A 12,580-nucleotide genomic window follows, 5' to 3' on the forward strand; every position below is an offset into this window, starting at 1 on the left:
GCCGAGGCCCGCTAACATGCTGCGCCTAACGCGTCCCAGTAGCTCAATTGGATAGAGCATCCCCCTCCTAAGGGGAAGGTTGTGAGTTCGAACCTCGCCTGGGACGCCAGCTTTGCTTCCATTAGGTCACGGCATCCCGCCGCCGTCTGGCCTATCGATAGCCGCGGCGGGATAATTCATGACCAATCAGAGTGACGTGGGTTGAACGGCTTGCCGGGAGCCGCTCTAACCATTTGCTCGTCTTTTCGTAACGGGGTATCTATCTCAGCTGAAGCGGCCGCTCGGCTGGTCGCGTCGTGCTTCGCGTTGTAGCTGGTAGACGAATCGTTCGATCTGGCGTTGCGTCAGGCCACTGATGCGATAGAAGCGCATTCCACAAAAAGTGACATCGAGCTTTTCATCGAAAACGACATGCCGTAGTTCGGCCGCCGTTGTGATGGTGCCAAAGGGAAGCCTTGCGGAGAGGTGTTCGTACACTCGTCCCGTCTGTAGGCCACTCTGAAGGTTGCCTTGGAAGCTCAGCTTGCAGCCAGTCGCCGACATGTCTAGCACTTTACCTTCAACAGGCTTGATAGTTTTGTCGCTGAGTTCGGCAACGATAGGTTGGCCAGCCAACGAGGCACGGTACGCGTTGCGTCGTTGATGGTAGAGGACTTGATCGGGTAGGGGTGTCCAGTAGCAGCGGACATCTTCCAGTTCGCCTGGATGCACCGGGTGATCATTGCTCCAGGCAATGCGCACGCCTTCGTAATAGCCTTCAACCTGAAAGGCTTCGCCGGACGCCATCAAGCGTTCGCCGTCGTTAGGTATCAACTCGTCGAGCGCGATCCAGCCCTTCTCACGGTTCATTTCGACCATATAGGTCTGATAGCGCTGGTTACGGTCAACGAATCGGACCAGTAGCGGGATGTGGTTATCCAGCAGTTGCTTCAGAGTCGCGTGGATCTCGGTTGTTGTCTTGAGGATCTGTGGGGGCTGCGGGCCTCCGTCCTCTGCAAACGGATTGGACACTTAGCATTGCTCTCCGGCATGTAACGACGTCCGCCGCATAATAGCATTTTGCCTTTATTTGGCGGCGGTCAGGCCTGGCTGAGCGGGCGATGATTTACCGTTCTGGCGGTGGCGCCTCGGCGGTCGTAGAGATCGGGCGTCTGGTTGCTACCCTGCAGCACATGCAGCATGGCGCCTACTGCGCTCTTATTAGCGCGAATAAGCTTGCCGTTGCGGTCGTTGGAATTTCTGCAGGTTTCTAAAACGCTCTCGAGTTGCTCCGCATGGGCAAGAATGTCGTCGCCTATCGCCGAGTTCGCAACAAAGGCCGCCAAGCCTTTTTTATCAGCGCTAAGCTGCGCCCTGGCAAGGGTCTGGCTGCGAAAGGCGCCATGCTGACCCAGCAGCGCCAGGAGTGTCTGCTTTTGTGTGAGCAGCTGCTCCAGGCCTGCGAGGTTGCGCTCGGCAAGTGCCTGGTACTCGGCATCGATGAGCTCAAGAAGCTTTCGGGCGGTGCCGATATCGTCAACCAGCTGTTGAAGCAATTCGGTATCTTGCATAGTGGTCTCTAATGCGCTGACGCCTGGCTACCTTTTACTGGGTTCAACGCTGGCTTTCGAACGCTAGCAGTTTCGATGCCACCCGCTGAGGATCCACCTGATAGCTGCCATCGGCTATCGCCTGCTTGATCTGAGCGACACGCTCCTGATCGACAGAGGGTTGCTGGCTCAACTTCTCAGCGGTTTGCTGCAGACGTTGTGCTTCCGGGCTCAACTGAACGCTCTCGCCGGATACAGCCGTACTACTGGTGTTCTTTACCGCGTCGGCAGCAGGCTGCGGAACCGTTGACCGCTCAGTGTTCTGCACATTGCTGCTTCGCCCACTGCTCGGTGGGCTGACGGCACCGTTGGGCCGGTTGAAATCGATAGCCATGATCGAAACCTCGAATAAGTCAGGACGCTTGCCTGCTTTTCGGCAAAGCCATGGGAAACTTTAGCTTTATTTTCCCGGAGTGGCTGCGGCAGCGTCCGTCACATCGCGACTTCCACCTGACCGGGACCAACGACGCGGGCCTTGATAACGCGGCCAGATCGCTGATTTTTGACCCTGATCTGACTGCCAAGTGCGCCATCGGATAAAGCTTCGCCTGGCATTCTTACATTTATCGACGAATTTTTCGCGGTGATTACGACCTGATCGCCTTTGCGTATGATCTCTGCGAGCGAAACAGCGTTAGGGGTAAGCACCTGATCGGGAAGGGCGCTGCGGGTGAGTTTGTTACCCAGAACCTGATCGTAGGCCGTCAGGTAACCCTGGGTCAGCAGGCTGACGTCCCGCTCGGCTAGAGTCACGTCGGCTTGCTCCAAGATGCTTTCGCGCGTCAGCGGTCGCCGGGCAACTATTACTTCGCGGAACAAATGGACCTGCGCGGGGACGAAAACGGACCAGGGCGCCGAGCCTTCGCAGCTGACCCGTACGGTTGTGCGGCCAACAGGTTGCGCAGGGCTTTCCAATTTCGTAGTCAACGGGCGATCGCAATGCGCCAGGCGCAGGCGAGGGTCGAGTCTGTTGACCTCGACCTGATGGCGGGCCTGGATTTGGCTACGCTGCAAATAGTCGGTCACCTCACGCTCAAGAAATCCGCGTGCTGCGTCGATAAGCTGTTCAGGCCTTGTTGCCGAGTCAGCAAACTGGCTCAGCCCGCATAGCGCCGAAAACAGGATCGCGCGACAAAGCGCAATGCAAGGACGCCGGAAAAAAGTCATCTGTTCGTTCATGTCATGGCAGAAGCAAAGGGCGTGCCGGTAAGTCTGCCGGATATTCTGAACACCATTTCGCAAAGCAAGAGGAACTGGCATGGCCGGTGTATTGGATTCGGTTAACCAGCGTACCCAGCTGGTGGGGCAGAATCGTCTGGAGTTGCTGCTGTTCAGGCTGGATGACAAGCAGCTCTATGGCATTAACGTGTTCAAGGTTAAAGAGGTCCTGCAGTGTCCTCGGCTCACCATCATGCCTCGGTCCAGTCCGGTTGTGCGTGGCGTGGCGAATATACGTGGCAGCACGCTTTCGATTCTCGATCTTTCCTTGGCTACCGGAAAACCTGCATTGCAGGACCTCTCCAATAGCTTCGCCATCATCGTTGAATACAACAACAAGGTGCTCGGGTTTCTGGTGCGATCGGTGGAGCGGATCGTCAATATGAACTGGGAAGCCATCCTGCCGCCGCCCAAAGGCGTTGGGCCTGATCACTATCTGACAGCTGTCACCCATGTGGATGGCCAGATGGTCGAAATCATCGATGTGGAAAAAGTGCTAGCCGAGGTGGCTCCCGTTTCAGAGGTGCTATCGGTTGGTATCGCGGACGAGGAAACCACCAGCAAGGCGTCATCCAGCCGGGTTCTGATCGTCGATGATTCCTCGGTTGCGCGGAAACAGATAATTCGTTGTCTACAGAATCTGGGAATCGAGGTGGTTGCACACAACGATGGCCGCCAGGCGTTGACCTACCTGCGAAAGTTGATAGCAGACGGCAAGAAGCCATCCGAGGAATTCGTCATGATGATTTCAGACATCGAAATGCCTGAGATGGACGGCTATACGTTGACCACCGAGGTTCGTCATGATCCGGCCATGCGGGATTTGCATATTCTGCTGCATACTTCGCTTTCCGGTGTGTTCAACCAGAGCATGGTCAAGCGAGTCGGTGCGGACGATTTTCTCGCCAAATTTCAGGCGGACGAACTGGCCAACCGGGTGATAGAGCGAATCCGAACTACGGATAAGAATTGAGGCATGTCCTCTTCAATACGACTGGTGGGCCTTATCAGTGTCAGGTGATCCGGATTTCGATCAGTTTCGAGTGTTCCTAGAGAAGACGTGCGGCATTCTGCTGGGCAGCAACAAGCAGTACCTCGTAACCAGCCGGCTGAACAAGCTGATGGAGCAGCAGGGGCTCAAGAGCCTTGGCGATCTGGTCAGGAAAATTCAGGCCCAGCCACGCAGCGGTCTGCGTGAGCAGGTCGTGGATGCGATGACGACCAACGAAACGCTCTGGTTTCGCGATACCTATCCATTCGAAGTGCTCAAGAGCCGGACCTTGCCGGAGCTCCTGAAAACCGCGCCGGGTCAACGCCTGCGTATATGGTCGGCTGCCTGTTCCTCGGGGCAGGAACCTTATTCGTTGTCGATGACTGTCGACGAATATGAGCGCAGCAACCCCAGCCAACTTAAGTTGGCAGTTCAGATCGTCGCTACCGAGCTGTCTGGCACCATGCTTGCTGCAAGCAAGGCTGCGGAGTACGACAGTCTGGCTATCGCGCGGGGATTGTCGAGCGAGCGCTTACAGCGTTATTTCGACGTCAAGACACCAGGCCGTTGGGTTGTCAAACCAGCGATTCGAAACCGCGTCGAGTTCCGTGTTCAGAATCTGCTCGATAGCTATGCGGTGCTGGGGAAGTTCGACGTGGTGTTCTGCCGTAACGTGCTCATCTACTTTTCTGCGGATGTGAAGAAAGACATTCTTCGGCGTATTCACGCCACGCTGAAGCCGGGCGGATATTTGTTTCTCGGGGCATCCGAGGCGCTGAACGGGCTTCCTGAGTTGTACCAGATGATCCAATGCAGTCCAGGCATCATCTATAAGGCTAAGTAGGAACGGTCGATCCTGCAGCGTCGCAGCGAGGCGGCGGCAGAAATCTGTCGGTCATGAGTGAAGAGGCGGCAAAAACATGGAAAAGCTTTGCCGCTTTTGACGCATCGCTCCTGATGCGTTGCTATAAATCCCTTCTAAATCAGTTAATTATCGAAATGGCATGGCCTTTGCTGTTGGTTTGCTAAGCAGACTGTATCCGGCAGAGGGCCAGATCATGAGCATCAGTTTCGATAAAGCTCTGGGTATCCACGAAAAAGCACTTGGCTTTCGCGCTCAGCGTGCCGAGGTGCTTGCCAACAATATTGCCAACGCCGACACGCCTAATTATAAGGCCCGTGATCTGGAGTTCGGCAGCGTTCTGGCTGCCCAGCAGAGCAAAAACCAGGGCGAGTTCGGCGTCGCTGTCACCAGTAGCAAGCACATCGCGGCGCAAGGGTTTGAGATTGCCGATCCAGGCCTTCGATTTCGCACGCCGATGCATGCTTCGCTGGATCAGAACACTGTCGATGCACAGGTCGAGCAAGCCGCTTACGCCGAAAACGCCGTCGACTTCCAGGCAAGCTTCACCTTTCTCAACAGTAAATTCAGGGGGCTCATGAGCGCCCTGCGCGGCGAATAACAGGAGCGAAGCCCATGTCCCTTAGCAGCGTATTCAATATCGCCGGCAGCGGCATGAGTGCTCAAAGCACTCGCCTCAACACCATCTCCAGCAACATCGCCAACGCTGAGACCGTTTCGTCCAGCGTCGATCAAACTTACCGCGCCCGCCATCCGGTCTTCGCGACCATGTTGCAGCAGGCCAACGGTACGCCAAGCGGATCCTTGTTCGCCGAGCAGGATCAAGCTGGTGCCGGTGTTCAGGTGCTCGGCGTGGTGGAAGACCAGAGCGAGCTGCAAGCCCGTTACGAGCCCAACCATCCGGCTGCGAATGAAGAAGGCTACGTCTATTACCCGAACGTCAACGTCGTGGAGGAAATGGCGGACATGATTTCTGCCAGCCGGTCGTTCCAGACCAACGCCGAGTTGATGAATACGGCCAAGACCATGCTGCAGAAAGTTCTGACCCTAGGCCAGTAACCCTTACGAGAGATAGCCATGAGCACGACAGGCGGCGTCAGCGGTACCGGTTCGGTACTCGACCAATACCAGATCAAAGATCGCGAAGTAAAAAGCAACGATCTTGGCAAGAACGAGTTTCTTGAGCTGCTGGTAACTCAGCTGAACAACCAGAACCCTCTGGAACCTCAGGAAAACGGCGAGTTCATTGCACAGTTGGCCCAGTTCAGTACGGTCGAAGGTGTGGAGAAGCTGAACTCAAGCATGGAAACCATGCTATCGGGCTATCAGTCATCCCAGGCGCTACAGGCGTCGTCGCTGGTTGGCCGCAAGGTGATCGTGCCCACCGACAAGGCCGTCGTCGATACCAGCGAAACCTTCAAGGCCAGCCTGGTATTGCCGACGACCAGCAGCAACGTGTCGGTCAACGTTTATGACAGTGCCGGCACGGTGGTCAACCGGATCAACATGGGCCAGCAGGAAGCCGGAAACGTTTCGTTCATGTGGGACGGCAAGGATTCGAGCGGCAATACCTTGCCGCCTGGAACCTACCGATTCGAAGCACAAGCCACCTATCAAGGCGAGACCAAGGGTTTGTACACCTTGCTCCCAGCCAACGTAGACAGCGTCACGCTCGGACAGAACGGCGGGGAGCTGATGCTCAACCTGGCCGGTGTTGGCAGCATTGGGCTGTCTCAAGTCCAGGTCATTGGTCAGTAACTGCCGGCACACCCGGTAACAGGAGCAATTCATGTCGTTCAATATCGGCCTTAGCGGCATGCGTGCCGCCAGCAAAGACCTCAACGTTACAGGTAACAACATCGCTAACGCCGGAACTGCTGGCTTCAAGCAGTCACGTGCAGAGTTTGCGGATGTGTATGCCTCGTCCGTACTCGGAACTGGTAAGAATCCCCAGGGCAGCGGCGTGTTGCTTGCGAACGTGTCGCAGCAATTCAACCAGGGCAACATCAACTACACGCAGAATGCGCTGGACCTGGCGATCAATGGCAACGGGTTCTTTCAGGTCAGCAATAACGGTGCGCTGAGCTATACCCGCGCCGGTTATTTCGGAACGGATAAAGAGGGCAATCTGGTCGATAACTTCGGCTACAACCTTCAGGGTTACTCGGTCGACGGTAATGGCAATATCCAGACAGGGCGTGTGAGCGACCTGAAGATCCAGACGGCCAGCCAGGAGCCTAAGGCGACGACGACAATCGCCCAAGGTTTCAACCTGAATTCGACCAATACCCAGCCGGTCAATACGCCATTCAATCCGGCAGATCCGCTGACCTATAACTCGTCGACCTCGACCAACATCTATGACGAGCAAGGCAATGCTCATGTCATGACGCAGTACTTCGTTAAATCGCCCACGTCTAACTCCTGGCAAATGAACGTACTGATTGATGGGCGTAACCCAGCAATGCCTATCGCCACACCGGGCGATCCGTCTGCCGTCCCGCCAGTAGCTGCTTGGAGCGGCACCGAGCCAGCTTCAGTAACGCTTGAGTTCAGCCCTTCTGGCAGTTTGATCACCCCGGCTGACGGCAGCATGGCGCTTAACGGCTGGCAGCCTGCCATCCAGAACAGTGACGGTACTTGGTCACTGAACAATGCGGCGCCTGCGGGCGGATTGAACATGACGTTGGATATGCGTGGCTCCACCCAGTACGCCAGCGCGTTTGCGGTTAATAGCGTAAGTCAGGACGGCTATACCACGGGCGAGCTTGCCGGCCTTGAGATTGGGGAAACAGGTGAGATCTTTGCTCGCTATACCAACGGCCAATCCAAAGTGCAGGGCCAGATCATCCTGGCCAACTTCGCCAACGTTCAGGGTTTGACCCCAGTAGGCAAAACCCAGTGGGTACAGTCGTTCGAATCCGGCGAACCAGTGCGCAACCCGCCAGGCAGCGGCACGTTGGGCTCGTTGCAGGCCGGCGCCTTGGAGGATTCCAACGTCGAGCTGTCGGACCAGTTGGTCAACCTGATCGTGGCGCAGCGCAACTACCAGGCGAACGCCAAGACAATCGAAACCGAAAGCGCGATCACCCAGACGATCATCAACTTGCGTTGACGAGTCGCAGCGGCAGTCGCTGCATGGCGGAATTCTGCCGCTCCGTCTAACAAAAGGCCCTTCGGGGCCTTTTCTTTTCTCTAAATCTCTGCAAATCAGTAGCTTAAGCGCCTTTTGGTGGTTGGCATGCGCATTGCTTTCGAGAAGGTATGGAACGGTCAAGCGTCAATTCACGCGTCTCGGAGGTTCGATGGACAAGATGCTCTATGTAGCCATGACGGGTGCGAGCCAAAACGCTCGTGCTCAGCAGGCTCATGCCAACAACCTGGCAAATATCTCGACTACCGGCTTCCGTCGTGACTTTGAGCAAGCGCGTTCAATGCAGGTGTTCGGCGACAGTTTTCCGGCACGCGTCTATGCCATGACCGAGCGTCCAGGCACGGATTTCAGTGCCGGCACGTTGCAGGAAACGGGTCGAGATCTGGACGTGGCGGTCGAGGGCGAGGGCTGGATCGCGGTGCAAGCGCCCGACGGCAGCGAGGCCTATGCCCGTACCGGCAGCCTGAATATCGACACGCTCGGCATGCTGCGCACCGGCGACGGTTTGCCGGTGCTCGGCAATGCCGGGCCGATTGCCGTGCCGCCGGAAGAGAAAGTGGAGATCGGCGCCGACGGGTCCATCAGCATTCGTGCGCTCGGAGAAGATCCGAATGTGGTGGTGACGGTCGACCGTCTCAAGCTCGTCAACCCCGATCCGAAGCAGTTGGAAAAGGGCACCGATGGTTTGATTCGGATGAAGGACGGCCAGCCCGTCGAGGCTGACGCCGCGGTTCGCGTGACGTCCGGTTTTCTCGAGGCGAGCAACGTCAACGCGGTGGCGGAGATGACATCGATGCTGGCGCTGTCCCGGCAGTTCGAGCTTCACGTGAAAATGATGCGTACCGCCGAAGAAGACAGTGCCGCTGCGGCCCGAGTCTTGCAACTCAGCTAGTAAACAACGCGCTGCGCCCGAATACCGGCGCACGAGGAGAAGAATATGCTTCCAGCACTGTGGGTGAGTAAGACGGGTTTGTCCGCCCAGGACATGAACCTGACGACCATTTCCAACAACCTGGCCAACGTTTCCACCACGGGCTTCAAGAAAGACCGCGCCGAATTCCAGGATCTGCTGTATCAGATCCGGCGGCAGCCAGGTGGCCAGTCGACCCAGGACAGCGAGCTTCCGTCCGGCCTGCAGCTGGGTACCGGTGTTCGCATCGTCGGCACGCAGAAGCAGTTCACTGCCGGCAGCCTGCAGACTACCGAGCAGCCGCTCGACATGGCGATCAATGGCCGCGGCTTCTTCCAGGTGCTGCTGCCCGACGGCACCGTGTCCTACTCGCGTGACGGTAGCTTCCATCTGAACGCCGACGGCCAGATCGTGACCTCCAACGGCTATGCGCTGGAGCCGGCGATTGTCGTACCGCCGGAAACCCAGACCTTCACGGTCGGCGAGGACGGCACCGTCTCGGTTACCACACTCGGCAACCCGGCGCCGCAAATCATCGGCAACCTGCAGACCGCCGACTTCGTCAACCCGGCAGGCCTGCAGGCCATGGGTAGCAACCTGTTCCTGGAAACCGCCGCAAGCGGTGCGCCGCAGGTCAGCACGCCCGGCCTGAACGGACTGGGCACGGTGCTGCAGAACACTCTGGAAAACTCCAACGTCAGTGTCGTCGAGGAGCTGGTGAACATGATCACCACTCAGCGCGCCTACGAGATGAACTCGAAAGTCATCTCCACGGCCGATCAGATGCTGTCCTTCGTTACCCAGCAGCTGTAACAGCTGTCAGCCGCTGGATTGAGGTGAATATGCGCCGCTTGTTGATTGTTCTTCCGCTGATGTCCGCTGTGGTTCTGACCGGTTGCGTGGCGCCAGCCCCGAAGCCCAATGACCCGTACTACGCGCCGGTCCTGCCGCGTACGCCGCTGCCGGCTGCGCAAAACAACGGCGCCATCTATCAGGCGGGTTTCGAAACCAATCTGTACGACGATCGGAAGGCCCATCGGGTCGGTGACATCATCACCATCACGCTCAACGAGCGGACCCAGGCGAGCAAGAATGCCAATTCCCAGATATCCAAGGAGAGCAGCGCCAATATCGGGCTCGGCTCGTTGTTTGGCGGCGCCGTATCGATGGCCAACCCGTTGACCGGCAACGCCATGAACCTGGGCGCCGAGTACGACGCGGCGCGTGATACTTCCGGCTCCGGCCAGGCAGGGCAGAGCAACAGCCTGTCCGGCTCGATCACCGTCACGGTGTCCGACGTGCTGCCAAACGGCATCCTGGCGATTCGCGGTGAGAAGTGGATGACACTCAACACGGGCGATGAGCTGGTGCGCATTGCCGGCCTGGTGCGCGCGGACGACATCGCCACCGACAACACCGTGCCGTCGACCCGTATCGCCGATGCCCGCATCACCTATTCCGGCACCGGCGCCTTCGCCGATGCCAGTCAGCCCGGTTGGCTGGATCGTTTCTTCATCAGCCCGTTGTGGCCGTTCTAAGCAGGTGCAGGCAATGAAACTGTTCAGCTCATTCGTAGTTGCCTTGCTGTGCCTGGTAGCCGTTCCGGCCCAAGCCGAGCGGCTCAAGGACATCGCCACCATTCAAGGTGTTCGTAGCAACCAGTTGATCGGATACGGCCTGGTGGTCGGCCTCAATGGCAGTGGCGACCAGACCACCCAGACGCCGTTCACGGTGCAGACGTTCAACAACATGATGGCGCAGTTCGGCATCAAGGTGCCGGCAGGTGGCAACGTTCAGCTGAAGAACGTCGCGGCCGTGTCCATTCATGCCGATCTGCCGCCCTTCGCCAAACCGGGCCAGACCATCGATATCACCGTTTCGTCGATCGGTAACGCCAAGAGCCTGCGCGGCGGCAGCCTGTTGATGGCGCCACTCAAGGGTATCGACGGCAACGTCTACGCCATTGCCCAGGGCAACTTGGTGGTGGGTGGTTTTGATGCCGGCGGCGCGGACGGTTCGCGCATTACCGTGAACATTCCATCCGCAGGCCGCATTCCGAACGGCGCGACGGTCGAGCGGCCGGTGCCGAGCGCGTTCAATCAGGGCAACACCCTAACGATGAACCTCAATCGCCCAGATTTCACCACCGCCAAGAACATCGTCGATCACATCAACGAACTGCTCGGCCCGGGCGTGGCCCAGGCGCTCGATGGCGGCTCGATCAGCATCACCGCACCTCTGGACCCGAGCCAGCGCGTCGACTATCTATCGATCCTGGAAAACCTCGAAGTCGACGTTGGCCAGGCGGTGGCCAAGGTAATCATCAACTCGCGCACCGGCACCATCGTGATCGGCCAGAACGTTCGTGTGCAGCCGGCGGCAGTTACCCATGGCAGCCTGACCGTGACCATCTCCGAAGACCCGCAAGTCAGCCAGCCGAACCCGCTGTCGGACGGCCAGACGGTGGTGGTGCCCAACTCCAACGTCAAGGCGGAGCAGGAGGCCAAGCCGATGTTCAAGTTCGGTCCGGGGACCACGCTTGATGAGATCGTGCGAGCGGTGAATCAGGTGGGCGCCGCGCCCAGCGACCTGATGGCTATCCTCGAAGCGCTCAAGCAAGCAGGCGCTTTGCAAGCCGACCTGATCGTGATCTGAGGACCGGGACATGGAAAATCGACTGGGGCTTGGCCGGCGCACACCTGATAGCGGCAGCTATTCCGACCTGAATCGGCTGAATCAGCTCAAGGTTGGCAAGGACCGTGACGGCGCGGAGAACGTGCGCAAGGTTGCGCAGGAGTTCGAGTCCCTGTTCATGAACGAGATGCTCAAGTCGATGCGTTCGGCCACCGAGGTGATGTCCAAGGACAATCCATTCAACAGCCAGGCCAGCAAGCAGTATCAGGATATGCACGACCAGCAGCTGTCGGTCACGCTTTCCAAGGAAGGCGGCGGTATTGGCCTGGCTGACGTGCTGATCCGTCAGCTGAGCAAGCAGCAGGAGCCCAGCGAGAAGCCGAATCCTTTTGCGCAGGTTGCACAGACCGAAGGCGCGAAAGCGTCGATCAGCCCCAGCGCCGCCGTTGCGCCGGCCAGAAATGACTCGCAGCTGCTGAATCAACGCCGCCTGGCGCTGCCGGGCAAGCTTGCCGAGCGCCCGTCGGCAGAGACCGCACCTGTCGAGGTTGCAAAGAACGGAGCCGACGCCCAACAGGCCGGCAAGCCGCAGCCGTTGGTGAATCTCGACTGGCAGCCCGCGACGGCGTTCGCAGCACCTCAAGACGCGCCGTTGATCGTCAATGGCGTCGAGGCGACGGCACCTAGCGCGCCGAGCAAGACGCGTTTCAACTCACCGGCCGAATTCATCGCGACCATGCTGCCCATGGCGGAGAAAGCCGCCAAGCGACTCGGCGTAGAGCCGCGCTTCCTGGTGGCGCAGGCTGCGCTGGAAACCGGCTGGGGCAAGTCGATGATTCGTCAGAAAGATGGCAGCAACAGCCACAACCTGTTCGGCATCAAAGCCACGGGTTGGCAAGGTGAGTCGGCGAAGGTCACCACAACCGAGTACATCAATGGCAAGGCGACCAAGCAAGTCGCGGGGTTCCGGGCTTACGACTCGTTCGAACAGAGCTTCAACGATTACGTTCGGCTGCTCGAAAACAACGACCGCTACCAGCCGGCTATTCAGGTTGCTAGCACCACCGGTAACTCGGAGCGCTTCGTCAACGAATTACAGCGGGCCGGTTACGCGACCGACCCGCAATATGCGAACAAGATCAATCAGATCGCTCGCAAAGTGCAGACCTACCAGACGATCGCTGACGCGAGTTCAGCGCCCGCCGTGCGGACTAGAGGCTAA

15 protein-coding genes and 1 tRNA gene are annotated in these 12,580 nt (G+C 58.2%); 12 read left to right on the top strand and 4 right to left on the bottom strand.

Features of this window, described 5'->3' with window-relative positions; genetic code table 11:
* Positions 1-32 precede the first annotated feature (32 nt).
* Positions 33-109, top strand: a tRNA-Arg gene (locus V6943_RS10430).
* A gap of 155 nt (positions 110-264) precedes the next feature.
* Here V6943_RS10430 and V6943_RS10435 read toward each other — a convergent pair.
* The 4 genes from V6943_RS10435 to flgA all read right to left on the bottom strand — a co-directional run bounded on the left by V6943_RS10435 (position 265) and on the right by flgA (position 2,768).
* Positions 265-1,011 (bottom strand): flagellar brake protein, encoded by a 747-nt coding sequence (locus tag V6943_RS10435; RefSeq protein WP_340553413.1) that lies wholly within the window; start codon positions 1,009-1,011, stop codon positions 265-267.
* Positions 1,012-1,079: 68 nt separating this feature from the next.
* Positions 1,080-1,550 carry a flagella synthesis protein FlgN gene (locus V6943_RS10440; protein ID WP_340553414.1) on the bottom strand — a complete coding sequence of 157 codons (471 nt, stop codon included), beginning with the start codon at positions 1,548-1,550 and terminating at the stop codon, positions 1,080-1,082.
* 43 nt (positions 1,551-1,593) lie between these two features.
* Positions 1,594-1,923: a flagellar biosynthesis anti-sigma factor FlgM gene (flgM, locus tag V6943_RS10445; RefSeq protein ID WP_340553415.1), complete on the bottom strand. Its 330-nt coding sequence runs from the start codon at positions 1,921-1,923 to the stop codon at positions 1,594-1,596.
* A gap of 98 nt (positions 1,924-2,021) precedes the next feature.
* Entirely contained in the window at positions 2,022-2,768 is a 747-nt protein-coding gene (flgA, locus tag V6943_RS10450) for a flagellar basal body P-ring formation chaperone FlgA (protein WP_340553416.1), read from the bottom strand.
* A gap of 79 nt (positions 2,769-2,847) precedes the next feature.
* Between flgA and V6943_RS10455 the strand changes: the two genes are divergently transcribed.
* The 11 genes from V6943_RS10455 to flgJ all read left to right on the top strand — a co-directional run bounded on the left by V6943_RS10455 (position 2,848) and on the right by flgJ (position 12,580).
* Positions 2,848-3,780 carry a chemotaxis protein CheV gene (locus V6943_RS10455; protein ID WP_340553417.1) on the top strand — a complete coding sequence of 311 codons (933 nt, stop codon included), beginning with the start codon at positions 2,848-2,850 and terminating at the stop codon, positions 3,778-3,780.
* 37 nt (positions 3,781-3,817) lie between these two features.
* Entirely contained in the window at positions 3,818-4,642 is an 825-nt protein-coding gene (gene cheR / locus V6943_RS10460) for a protein-glutamate O-methyltransferase CheR (protein WP_340553418.1), read from the top strand.
* Between the two features lie 214 nt (positions 4,643-4,856).
* A complete protein-coding gene (gene flgB, locus V6943_RS10465) occupies positions 4,857-5,261 on the top strand; it encodes a flagellar basal body rod protein FlgB (protein WP_197444778.1) in 405 nt (134 codons plus the stop codon).
* A gap of 14 nt (positions 5,262-5,275) precedes the next feature.
* Positions 5,276-5,719, top strand: coding sequence for a flagellar basal body rod protein FlgC (gene flgC, locus V6943_RS10470; protein ID WP_131648417.1), 444 nt, complete (start codon positions 5,276-5,278; stop codon positions 5,717-5,719).
* An 18-nt stretch (positions 5,720-5,737) separates the two neighbouring features.
* On the top strand, positions 5,738-6,418 hold the full coding sequence (flgD, locus tag V6943_RS10475; protein ID WP_197444577.1) for a flagellar hook assembly protein FlgD: 681 nt from the start codon (positions 5,738-5,740) through the stop codon (positions 6,416-6,418).
* Positions 6,419-6,449: 31 nt separating this feature from the next.
* Complete coding sequence (gene flgE, locus V6943_RS10480) at positions 6,450-7,775, top strand: flagellar hook protein FlgE (protein ID WP_197444578.1); 1,326 nt, start codon at positions 6,450-6,452, stop codon at positions 7,773-7,775.
* Positions 7,776-7,965: 190 nt separating this feature from the next.
* Positions 7,966-8,706 (top strand): flagellar basal-body rod protein FlgF, encoded by a 741-nt coding sequence (gene flgF / locus V6943_RS10485; protein ID WP_131648420.1) that lies wholly within the window; start codon positions 7,966-7,968, stop codon positions 8,704-8,706.
* A gap of 45 nt (positions 8,707-8,751) precedes the next feature.
* Entirely contained in the window at positions 8,752-9,537 is a 786-nt protein-coding gene (gene flgG, locus V6943_RS10490; protein WP_025241209.1) for a flagellar basal-body rod protein FlgG, read from the top strand.
* Between the two features lie 29 nt (positions 9,538-9,566).
* On the top strand, positions 9,567-10,262 hold the full coding sequence (gene flgH, locus V6943_RS10495) for a flagellar basal body L-ring protein FlgH (RefSeq protein ID WP_131648421.1): 696 nt from the start codon (positions 9,567-9,569) through the stop codon (positions 10,260-10,262).
* A gap of 13 nt (positions 10,263-10,275) precedes the next feature.
* Positions 10,276-11,379 (top strand): flagellar basal body P-ring protein FlgI, encoded by a 1,104-nt coding sequence (locus V6943_RS10500; RefSeq protein WP_131648422.1) that lies wholly within the window; start codon positions 10,276-10,278, stop codon positions 11,377-11,379.
* Positions 11,380-11,389: 10 nt separating this feature from the next.
* A complete protein-coding gene (gene flgJ, locus V6943_RS10505; protein ID WP_340553419.1) occupies positions 11,390-12,580 on the top strand; it encodes a flagellar assembly peptidoglycan hydrolase FlgJ in 1,191 nt (396 codons plus the stop codon).

The sequence above is a fragment of the Pseudomonas sp. CBC3 genome (assembly GCF_037967085.1).
In the GTDB taxonomy this organism is placed as follows: Bacteria; Pseudomonadota; Gammaproteobacteria; order Pseudomonadales; family Pseudomonadaceae; genus Stutzerimonas.

Bases quoted from the DNA above. Each gene is read 5' to 3' on its own strand.
- flgG (WP_025241209.1), top strand. From the start codon at position 8,752: ATGCTTCCAGCACTGTGGGTGAGTAAGACGGGTTTGTCCGCCCAGGAC.
- flgD (WP_197444577.1), top strand. From the start codon at position 5,738: ATGAGCACGACAGGCGGCGTCAGCGGTACCGGTTCGGTACTCGACCAA.
- flgE (WP_197444578.1), top strand. From the start codon at position 6,450: ATGTCGTTCAATATCGGCCTTAGCGGCATGCGTGCCGCCAGCAAAGAC.
- flgJ (WP_340553419.1), top strand. From the start codon at position 11,390: ATGGAAAATCGACTGGGGCTTGGCCGGCGCACACCTGATAGCGGCAGC.
- flgH (WP_131648421.1), top strand. From the start codon at position 9,567: ATGCGCCGCTTGTTGATTGTTCTTCCGCTGATGTCCGCTGTGGTTCTG.
- flgM (WP_340553415.1), bottom strand. From the start codon at position 1,923: ATGGCTATCGATTTCAACCGGCCCAACGGTGCCGTCAGCCCACCGAGC.
- V6943_RS10500 (WP_131648422.1), top strand. From the start codon at position 10,276: ATGAAACTGTTCAGCTCATTCGTAGTTGCCTTGCTGTGCCTGGTAGCC.
- V6943_RS10455 (WP_340553417.1), top strand. From the start codon at position 2,848: ATGGCCGGTGTATTGGATTCGGTTAACCAGCGTACCCAGCTGGTGGGG.
- V6943_RS10440 (WP_340553414.1), bottom strand. From the start codon at position 1,550: ATGCAAGATACCGAATTGCTTCAACAGCTGGTTGACGATATCGGCACC.
- flgB (WP_197444778.1), top strand. From the start codon at position 4,857: ATGAGCATCAGTTTCGATAAAGCTCTGGGTATCCACGAAAAAGCACTT.
- flgA (WP_340553416.1), bottom strand. From the start codon at position 2,768: ATGAACGAACAGATGACTTTTTTCCGGCGTCCTTGCATTGCGCTTTGT.
- flgC (WP_131648417.1), top strand. From the start codon at position 5,276: ATGTCCCTTAGCAGCGTATTCAATATCGCCGGCAGCGGCATGAGTGCT.
- flgF (WP_131648420.1), top strand. From the start codon at position 7,966: ATGGACAAGATGCTCTATGTAGCCATGACGGGTGCGAGCCAAAACGCT.